Origin of the sequence: Marinobacter sp., assembly GCF_041984545.1 — a bacterium.
Classification (GTDB): domain Bacteria; phylum Pseudomonadota; class Gammaproteobacteria; order Pseudomonadales; family Oleiphilaceae; genus Marinobacter.
In genome coordinates, this window is sequence record NZ_JBHIXV010000098.1 from 1 (window position 1) to 608 (window position 608).

Genomic DNA, 608 nt, shown 5'->3' on the forward strand with positions numbered 1-608 from the left:
GTGCAAATCGGTCACGATCCCCGGAATGACCGGTCACGTTCGCCGGAATACGCAGTTTCGCAAGAACTACCCGGATATCTCGCTGGAAGTCGTGATTTCGAATCAACTTCACAGCCTGAGTAAGCGGGAAGCTGACATTGCCATACGCCCCACTTCAACACCCCCTGAAACCCTGATCGGCAGAAAGGCTGGCGTCATTCAGCAGGCCGTATATGGGGCCGCCAACCGGTGGAGTGAATCGCGCCTTACCGTCAGCGAACTGCGTGGCCATCACTGGGTTGGCCCCGACATTCATATGGGCAACGGCAAGCTGGAAGCCTGGATGGCTCAGCAGGATGTGAGCGATGCCTGCGCGTATCGGATCGACAGCATGCTCGGTATGTGGACAGCGGTGAAAACGGGCTCGGGCATCGCGATCCTGCCCTGTTATCTGGGCGAGTCCGATGACGACCTGGTACGCCTGACGCCACCGGTTGAAGAACTGGCCATCCCGCTCTGGATACTGACCCACCCAGACCTGAAACGGGTAAAACGCATCCGCGAGTTTACTCGAGTGATAGGCGATGCCCTGAGGCTCAAATTCAACGCGAACTAACTTGTTCGTACGC

Annotated in this window: 1 protein-coding gene; it reads left to right on the forward strand. The window is 57.6% G+C overall.

All coding sequences use genetic code 11. The features are described from left to right. The coding region (locus ACFC20_RS17720) for a substrate-binding domain-containing protein (protein ID WP_375194134.1) at positions 1-595 on the forward strand (595 nt) is incomplete at its 5' end. Positions 596-608 lie beyond the last annotated feature (13 nt).